This window comes from Rhizobacter sp., assembly GCF_031412075.1.
In the GTDB taxonomy this organism is placed as follows: Bacteria; Pseudomonadota; Gammaproteobacteria; order Burkholderiales; family Burkholderiaceae_C; genus Rhizobacter.
The window spans coordinates 1-8,364 of the sequence record NZ_JANOCG010000101.1 but is presented as its reverse complement, the minus strand read 5'-3'; the positions used below and the strand labels follow the sequence as shown (position 1 = coordinate 8,364).

General features: G+C 66.9%; 8 protein-coding genes. 7 read left to right on the top strand and 1 reads right to left on the bottom strand.

The features are described 5' to 3' along the window. The 4 genes from RMO40_RS03860 to RMO40_RS03845 all read left to right on the top strand — a co-directional run. Window positions 1-715: methylmalonyl-CoA mutase family protein (locus tag RMO40_RS03860; protein ID WP_309716562.1), on the top strand; the 715-nt coding region annotated here is incomplete at its 5' end. A gap of 39 nt (window positions 716-754) precedes the next feature. Next, a complete protein-coding gene (locus RMO40_RS03855) occupies window positions 755-2,581 on the top strand; it encodes a diguanylate cyclase (protein ID WP_309716560.1) in 1,827 nt (608 codons plus the stop codon). Window positions 2,582-2,786: 205 nt separating this feature from the next. Then, a complete protein-coding gene (locus tag RMO40_RS03850) occupies window positions 2,787-3,305 on the top strand; it encodes a hypothetical protein (protein WP_309716558.1) in 519 nt (172 codons plus the stop codon). A gap of 15 nt (window positions 3,306-3,320) precedes the next feature. Continuing rightward, a complete protein-coding gene (locus RMO40_RS03845; RefSeq protein WP_309716556.1) occupies window positions 3,321-4,994 on the top strand; it encodes a GMC family oxidoreductase N-terminal domain-containing protein in 1,674 nt (557 codons plus the stop codon). 55 nt (window positions 4,995-5,049) lie between these two features. Here the strand turns inward: RMO40_RS03845 and RMO40_RS03840 are convergent, their stop codons facing one another. After that, window positions 5,050-5,988 carry a LysR substrate-binding domain-containing protein gene (locus RMO40_RS03840; protein WP_309716554.1) on the bottom strand — a complete coding sequence of 313 codons (939 nt, stop codon included), beginning with the start codon at window positions 5,986-5,988 and terminating at the stop codon, window positions 5,050-5,052. A 103-nt stretch (window positions 5,989-6,091) separates the two neighbouring features. On the opposite strand from RMO40_RS03840, the gene RMO40_RS03835 reads away from it, so the two are divergent. From RMO40_RS03835 to RMO40_RS03825, 3 genes are all read left to right on the top strand, one after another. After that, a complete protein-coding gene (locus tag RMO40_RS03835) occupies window positions 6,092-6,706 on the top strand; it encodes a glutathione S-transferase N-terminal domain-containing protein (RefSeq protein WP_309716551.1) in 615 nt (204 codons plus the stop codon). Continuing rightward, window positions 6,703-7,614 (top strand): pyridoxamine 5'-phosphate oxidase family protein, encoded by a 912-nt coding sequence (locus tag RMO40_RS03830; protein WP_309716549.1) that lies wholly within the window; start codon window positions 6,703-6,705, stop codon window positions 7,612-7,614. Before RMO40_RS03835 ends, RMO40_RS03830 begins: the two co-directional genes overlap by 4 nt. Window positions 7,615-7,686: 72 nt before the next feature. After that, window positions 7,687-8,364, top strand: a 678-nt coding sequence (locus RMO40_RS03825) for an SDR family NAD(P)-dependent oxidoreductase (protein WP_309716547.1), incomplete at its 3' end; no start/stop codon positions are given.

Below are 8,364 nucleotides of genomic sequence, written 5' to 3'. Positions count from 1 at the left end.
CAGCCAGAAGCTGAAGTACCACGTGCAGACGTCGGGGCGCAGCCTGCATGCGCAGGAAATCCAGTTCAACGACATCCGCACCACGCTGCAGGCGCTGATCGCGATCTACGACAACTGCAACTCGCTGCACACCAATGCCTTTGACGAGGCGATCACCACGCCGACCGAAGACAGCGTGCGCCGGGCCATGGCCATCCAGCTGATCATCAACCGCGAGTGGGGCCTGGCGAAGAACGAGAACCCGAGCCAGGGCGCCTTCATCATCGACGAGCTCACCGAGCTGGTGGAAGAAGCGGTGCTGGCGGAATTCGAGCGCATCGCCGAGCGCGGCGGCGTGCTCGGCGCGATGGAGACGGGCTACCAGCGCGGCCGCATCCAGGACGAGTCGATGCACTACGAGATGCTCAAGCACACTGGCGAGTACCCCATCATTGGCGTCAACACCTTCCGCAACCCGCACGGTGACCCGGTGCCCGACCACATCGAGCTGGCGCGCTCGACCGATGCTGAAAAGCAGTCGCAACTCACGCGCCTGGCTGCGTTCCACGCGGAGCATGCGCACGAGTCACCCGCCCTGCTGCAACGCCTGCAGCAAGCCGTGATCGACAACCGCAATGTGTTCGAGGTGCTGATGGACGCTGTGCGCGTGTGCTCGCTCGGGCAGATCACGAATGCGCTGTTCGAGGTGGGTGGGCAGTACCGGCGAAGCATGTAGGGATCGGAGCGGCGCGGAAAACGCGCAAAATCCGGCCCCATGAAGCCGCCGTCAGACACCTCACCCGCCCTGGCCCAGGCGCGCCGTGCGTGGAAGTTGCTCTACCGCGACTCCCAGCGCTGCATCGCGCTGGCCGATCAGGCGCTGGCACGCGCCCGGGAAAGCAGCGACACGGCCGCCGAGGGTTGGGCACGCCTGGTGCGCGGCTTCCACTTCATGTGGTACTCGACCCCGCAGACTTCGGCCCACGAGCTGTCATTGGCACAGGGCTGCTTCGCCACCACGCAGGACCGTGCCGGCCACCTGCTGGCTGAGGTGGGCATTGCGCGTTGCCTCTGGCGCGAGGCGAAATTCCGCGAATCACTGGAGCGCGTGCTGCCGCTGCGCGGCGAGGGCCTGAGCGTCCTCAAGCGCGACGAGCTGGGCATGCTGCTCAACGTGATCGCCGGCTGCTACTCGTCGCTGGGTGTATCGGAGCAGGCCTTTGCCTACATGTACCAGGCGCTGCATGAGGCGCGGCCCGTGCGAGGCAACGGCTTCGAGGTGGTGCTGTACTGCAACCTGGCGCACGAGCTGATCCAGCTCGGTGAGCACCAGCAGGCGCTGAGCTACATCGAGGAAGGCATTGCACGCGGCTCGCAACTGAACAACGCGCGCCTGATGAGCGTGCTGCTGATCAACCGCGTGCATTGCCTGACCGACCTCGGCCGTGCCCAGGAGGCGCTGCCAGACATCCATCGCCTCTTGCAGCTGCCGGCCGACGAGAGCGGGCGCGGCAGCACCAACGCCAACTTCGAGAGCATGGGGCTGGCGGCCTTGCGCGCGGGCGACCTGGCGCTCGGCCGACGGCTGGTCGAGCGCGCCCGCGACGAAGACCATGGCGTGATGGTTCCCGACGAGCGCATCACCCTGGTGGTGGCCACCGCCGAGATCCTGCGCGCAGACCAGCAGCTGCCCGAGGCCGCAGCGCTGCTGACGCAAGCTCAACCGACCCTTCTGGACGCCGAGCAGGACGGCTTGAGCCTGCGTGTGCACTGCCTGTTCCACCACGCCCTGGCCGACATGCAGGAGCACCTGGGAAACACCGCTGATGCGCTGGCCGCCCTGCGAGCCTGGCAGCGCTGCCAGCTCGAGCGTGGCAACCAGGCGTCTCGCGCACGCTACCAGGCTGCGTCACTGCAGACCGAGCTGCGCCGCCTGCAACACAACCTGGACGAGATCGAAGCCCGCCGTCGCTCCACCGAGCGCGCCCGTGCCGAGCTGGAGGCCATCAACCAACAGCTGTCGCAAAAGATCGACGAAGTGCAGGCGCTGCAGACCGAGCTGGAGAAACAGGCCACGCGCGACTTCCTCACCGGCCTGTTCAACCGCCGCCACCTCAACGACGTGCTGCCGCAGATGCTGGCGCAGGCGCGGCGCGAGCAGCAGCCGCTGGCGGTGGCGATCATCGACCTCGACCATTTCAAGGCCGTCAACGACCGCCACGGCCACGTGGCCGGTGACACGCTGCTGGCCTCGTTCGGCTCGCTGCTGAACGAAAACACGCGCCAAAGCGACCTGGCGTTCCGCTTCGGCGGCGAAGAGTTCTGCCTGCTGATGCCGGGCAGCGGCGCCTACGAGGCGCAGCGCAAGGTGCTCGGCCTGCTGCAGGCATGGCGGCGCAAGGGCTTCCATTTCGAAACCGGCTCGCTCACGGCCAACACCTTTTCTGCCGGCGTGGCCGACTCCGCCACCACCCTGCAGGAGCGCGAGTCGATGGAAAACCTGCTCAAGGCCGCCGACGACCGCTTGCTGGTGGCCAAGCGCAACGGGCGCAACCAGGTGCTGTGGGCCGACGCGCCCGCGGCCGAGTTCGAACGCTCCTAGTTCGAGCCGCTGCCGGCAGCGTTTGCTGCCTTGCACAAGAGCCTCACAAGAGGCCCGCGAGAGACAATATTTCGCACAGTCGTCTCTTTAATCCATCAGATTCTGGTTTAACTGGCGTTTTCCCTCATCGTTTTGTCATCTCCATGCTTAATATTTGCACGGCTGTGCGTTTGTGCAGCATGTCAATCCAATCAGGAGAGAACCCATGATCAAACGAAGAGACCTGCTGGCCACAGGCGTGGCCGGCGGTACCGCGCTGGCGCTGGGAGGCTTTGGCCAGGGCGAAGCGCAAGCGCAGGTCGTGCCGCCCGTCTCGGCACTCGATGCGGCCTCGCTGGCCATCGTGCGCGTGTGGGTGCCGGTCATTCTGGGCAACAGCGTGTTGCCCACCGATGCCACCGCCCGCCAGGCCTCGATCAACCTGACCGCCCAGCGCGCCGGTGAGATCGTCAGCAACTACCCGCCAATCAACCAGGCCGGCATCGTGGGCCTGTTCAATGCCCTCAAGGCCGGCCCGACGATGTTCAACCCCGCCTTCCCCGCCACCTGGGAAGCCATGCCGCCGACGCTTCTGGCCGCCCTGCTCGACGGCCTGCGCGTGAGCCAGGTTGCCAGCCAGCGCTCGATCTTCAGCGCGTTCATGGGCCTGATCCCCAACGCGTTCTATTCGAATCCGACCCACTGGCCAGGCATCGGCTACGCCGGCCCGCCGACGTTCGCTTAAAGAGGCAGATCACCCATGGCAACCATTCCCCAAATCATCCCCAAGCCGACCCGGAAACCGATCGACCCCTGGGTCGTCGGCAAGCGCGCCGGCTGGAAAGTCATCGACGCCTCCGCCCTGACCGCTGACCGGACCGTCACCTTCGACGTCGCCATCATCGGCACCGGCGCAGGCGGCGGCATCACTGCCGAGATGCTGGCGGCAGCCGGCCTCAGGGTGGTGATGATCGAAGAAGGCCCGCTGAAGTCGTCGAGCGACTTCAACATGAAAGAGTCCGAGGCCTACCCGCAGATGTACCAGGAGAACCTGGCACGTCGCACGCTGGACGGCGGCGTCGGCATCCTGCAAGGGCGCACTGTCGGTGGCGGCACCACCGTGAACTGGGCCACCAGCTTCCGCACGTCGCCACCGGTGCTCGAGCACTGGCAGCGCATGTATGGCCTGAACGAGTACACCCAGGCCAAGATGGCCCCTTGGTTCGCCGCCGTTGAAAAGCGCCTGAGCATCCGGCCCTGGGGCGGTGAGATCAATGGCAACAACGCCATCCTGTCGACGGGCCTGTCGCGGCTGGGACTGAGCTGGAACACCATCTCGCCCAACGTCAAGGGCTGCGCGGCGCTCGGCTACTGCGGCCTGGGTTGCCCGATCAACGCCAAGATGTCGATGCTGGTCACCACCCTGCCCGTCGCGCTGACGCTGGGGGCCACCCTCTACACCCGCCTGCGTGCACAGACCTACACCTTCAACACCGCCAAGACCGCCATCACGGGGATCGTCTGCGACGCGCTGGACCCGTCGGGCCTCAAGCCCAGCGGGCGCAAGGTCACGATCAAGGCCACGCACTACGTGCAGGCCACCAGCGCCATCAACGGCCCTGCGCTGCTGATGCGCTCGGGCGCACCCGACCCGCACGGCACGCTGGGCAAGCGCACCTTCCTGCACCCGAGCGCGTCGGTCGGTGGCCTGTACGAGCGTGACATCGCCGCGCACGCCGGCCTGCCGCAGTCGATCTACTCCGACCACTATCTGGACAACGTGCCGCTCACCGGCACGCCGGGCTGGAAGCTGGAAGTGGCTCCGCTGCACCCGGTGCTGGTGGCCGGTGGGCCGACCTACTTCGGCGAGCAGCACGCCACGCTCATGAAGAATTTCAACAAGTACGGCGTGACGATCTCGTTCGTACGCGACGGCTTCAATGCGGACAGCGTGGGCGGTACCGTGCAGCTGCGCGCCGATGGTTCGCCGGGTCTGGACTACCCGCTCAGCGCCTCGGTGCTGGAGTCGATCCGCCAGTCGATCAAGTCGCAGGGTGCGGTGCACTTTGCTGCCGGCGCGTCGCGTGTCTTCATCGGCCACATCGACGCCGCCACGCAGGGCTTCACCGACAACGCCTCGTTCCAGGCCGCGGCGGACGCCCTGTCCATGGTCTCAGGCCGTGTGCGCCTGAACTCGGCGCACCAGATGGGCGGCTGCGGCATGTCGGCCGACCCGACCCAGGGCGTGGTCAACCCGAACGGTCGCCATCACCAGGTGAGCAACCTGTCGGTGCACGACGCGTCGGTGTTCCCGACCAGCCTGGGCCTCAACCCGCAAGAGACGATCTTCGCCATGTCGGCCCGCAACACGGCCAGGCTGGCGCTGGACATCTTCCGCTTGAGGAACTGCGCGTTGACAGCCCAGCCCGACTGATTTTCCGGGGCGCTGCTGCCTCACCTTCAGCCCGGGCCTCCAGCCCGGGCTTTTTTCATGGCGGGTCGGGCCAGACCAGGCGGCCGTTGAGCACCGGCTGCGCGCGCAGGCGCTCGAGTGCAAAGTCGATGAAGCGGCGCACCTTGGCAGACGCCTTGCGCCCTTCGGCATAAACCAGCTGCACCGGAATCGGCGCCGGCTCGTGGTCGGCCATCACCACCTGCAGGCGCCCCGCCAGCACGTCGCCCGCCACCTGGTACGACAAGGCCCGTGCGAGGCCGTGACCCGCCAGCGCGGCCGCGATCGCCATCTCACTGGCATTGGTCACCATCTGCATCTGCGGGTGGGCGGTCTGGCTGGTGGCCTTGTCGTACGGTGGGAAAAACACCCACGGCGCGCTGACCGCACCGTGCTGCGAAAACCCCATGCCACGGTGCTGCGCCAGATCGGCCGGCGTGCGCGGCACACCGTGCTCGGCCAGGTACTGCGCAGACGCCACCACCACACGCCGCACGTGGCCCGCGCGCACGGCGGTGAGGCCGGAGTCGGGCAAGTGGGCGATGCGCACCGCCACGTCAAAACCTTCGTCGAGCAAGTGCACGATCTGGTCGCTGAAAAAAGTGCGCGCCCTGAGCTGCGGCTGCTGCGCCATGAAGTCCAGCAACACGGGCGCCACGTGCAGGCGCCCGAACATCACCGGGGCCGTGATCGACAGCACACCCTGCGGCTCGCTGTGGGCGCCACTCGCCGACGCCTCGGCGTCATCGATTTCGGCCAGGATGCGTTTGCAGTCGGCATGAAAGCGCGCCCCGGCTTCGGTGAGCGACACGCTGCGCGTGCTGCGGCGCAGGAGCTGCGCGCCCACACGCAACTCCAGCGCCGCGATGGCGCGTGTCACCGCCGGCGGCGACACGCCGAGCCCCCGTGCGGCGGGTGCAAAACCGCGTGCATCGGCCACCGCCACAAAGATGCGCATGCCTTCGAGCTTGTCCATCGCGTCATTCCTCTGCGCGAAATGATCAAGTGCGCGCTGCGGGGATTCTGCTTCGGTCCTGCGCTGGCTAAGGTTCACCCCATCGCAACCCCCACCCGACGCCATGAACACGATCCGCCTCTACCAACACCCCATCTCGGGCCACGCCCACCGCGTGAGCCTGTTTCTGTCACTGCTCGGACTGCCGTTCGAGGCGATCGAGGTCAACCTGCTGAAGGGCGAACAAAAGCGACCGGAGTACCTGGCGATGAACCCCTTCGGCCAAGTGCCCGTGATCCAGGACGGCACCCTGACGCTCGCCGACAGCAACGCCATCCTCACCTACCTGGCGCTGCGCTACGACACGAGCGGCCAGTGGTTGCCGCGCGACCCGGTGGGCGCCGCGCTGGTGCAACGCTGGCTCTCGCAAGCTGCGGGTTCGCTGGTCAACGGCCCCGGCAACGCACGCGTCAACGTGCTCTTTCAACGCCCGCAAGACCCGCGTTGCGCCGACATCGCAGCCGCCTTGTTCAAGCGCATGGACGACCACCTCGCCACACAGGCTTACCTCGTCGGCGAGCAACCGACCATCGCCGACATCGCCATGTACTCGTACACCGCACACGCACCAGAAGGTGGGGTGTCGCTGCAAGCCTATGCCCAGCTGCGCGCCTGGTTGCAGCGCATCGAAGCATTGCCCGGGTTTGTCGGCATGGTGCGCAACCCCGCTCTGGCATGAGCAGCACCGTGCATGCAGGTGAACGCGCCCTGCAGCAGCGCCTGGGCGTGCACGAACGCATGGCCGAGGTGATGGGCCAGGTGGTGCGCAACGCCATGCCGACGCAGCACATCGAGCTGTTCGAAAAACTGCCCACGCTGCTGGTGGGCGGGCTCGACGCGCAGCGCCGCCCGTGGGCGACCGTGCTGAGCGGCTGGCCCGGCTTCATGCACGCACCCGATGCGCAGCACCTGCGCGTCGAAGCCCTGCCTCAGGCCGGCGATCCGCTCTCGCTGCAAATGCACATGCCACTCGGCCTGCTGGCGCTGGAGCCGCACACACGGCGGCGCAACCGATTGAACGGCACGCTGGTGGCGCTCGATGCGCAGGGCTTCACGCTGCAGGTCGACCAGAGTTTCGGCAACTGCCCGAAGTACATCCAGGCGCGTGTTCCCCGTTGGGTCCAGCGTGACAAGCCTGCGCTCGCGCAAGTCGAGTCGGCACAACTCAGCGCGGCCGCACTGCAACTGGTGCGCAGCGCCGACACGCTCTTCATCGCATCGGCCACCCCACACGCACGCGGCCATGCCGGTGCGGAAGGAGTGGACATGTCGCATCGCGGCGGCCTGCCCGGCTTCGTGCGCGTGACGCATCACGACGATGGCCCGAGCGTGCTGCACATCCCCGATTACCGTGGCAACCAGTTCTTCAACACGCTGGGCAACCTGCTGCTGAACGCACGCGCCGGCCTGCTGTTCATCGACCACCACAGCGGCGACCTGCTGCAACTCACTGGCCACACCGAGCTGCTGTGGGGCGACGCCGAGGGCCGAGAGATTCGCTTCACCGTCGACAGCGGCGTGTGGCGCGCCGGCGCACTGCCGCTGCAATGGTCGGCGCCCGAGTTCTCGCCGCATCTCATGGCGTGACACCCACGCGACTGCCAGGGCCACACCCAGGCGCTAGCCTCACGGGTTCACACCCACTCAGGAGACCGCGCCATGGACACCAGCCAACTCTTTTCGCTCAAAGGCCGCACCGCCCTCGTCACCGGCGGCTCGCGCGGCATCGGCCGCATGATCGCGGAAGGTTTTCTGTCGCAAGGCGCACGGGTCTACATCTCGGCGCGCAAGGCCGACGCCTGCGACCAGACGGCGAAAGAACTGTCGGCCATCGGCCCGTGTTTTTCGCTGCCGGCCGACGTGTCCAGCCTGGCCGGCGTGCAAGGTCTGGTCGACGCGTTCTCCAAGCGCGAGACGCAGCTCGACATCCTGGTCAACAACGCCGGCGCCGCCTGGGGTGCCGACTTCGATGAGTTCCCCGAAAGCGGCTGGGACAAGGTCGTCAACCTCAACATGAAAACCCCCTTCTTCCTGACGCAGGCGCTCAAACCCCTGCTCGCCAAGGCCGGTGAAAAGCAGCCCGCCAAGGTGATCAACATCGCCTCGATCGACGGCATCGGCGTCAACCCGCAGGAGACCTACTCCTACGCCGCCAGCAAGGCCGGGCTGATCCACCTGACCAAGCGCATGGCCACGCACCTGATCCAGCACAACATCGTCACCTCGGCAATAGCCCCCGGCGCCTTTGCATCAGAGATGAACCGCGCCGCGCGCGACCAGGCCGAAGCGGTGGCCGCGCGCATTCCGGCCAAGCGCATCGGGGTCGATGAAGACATG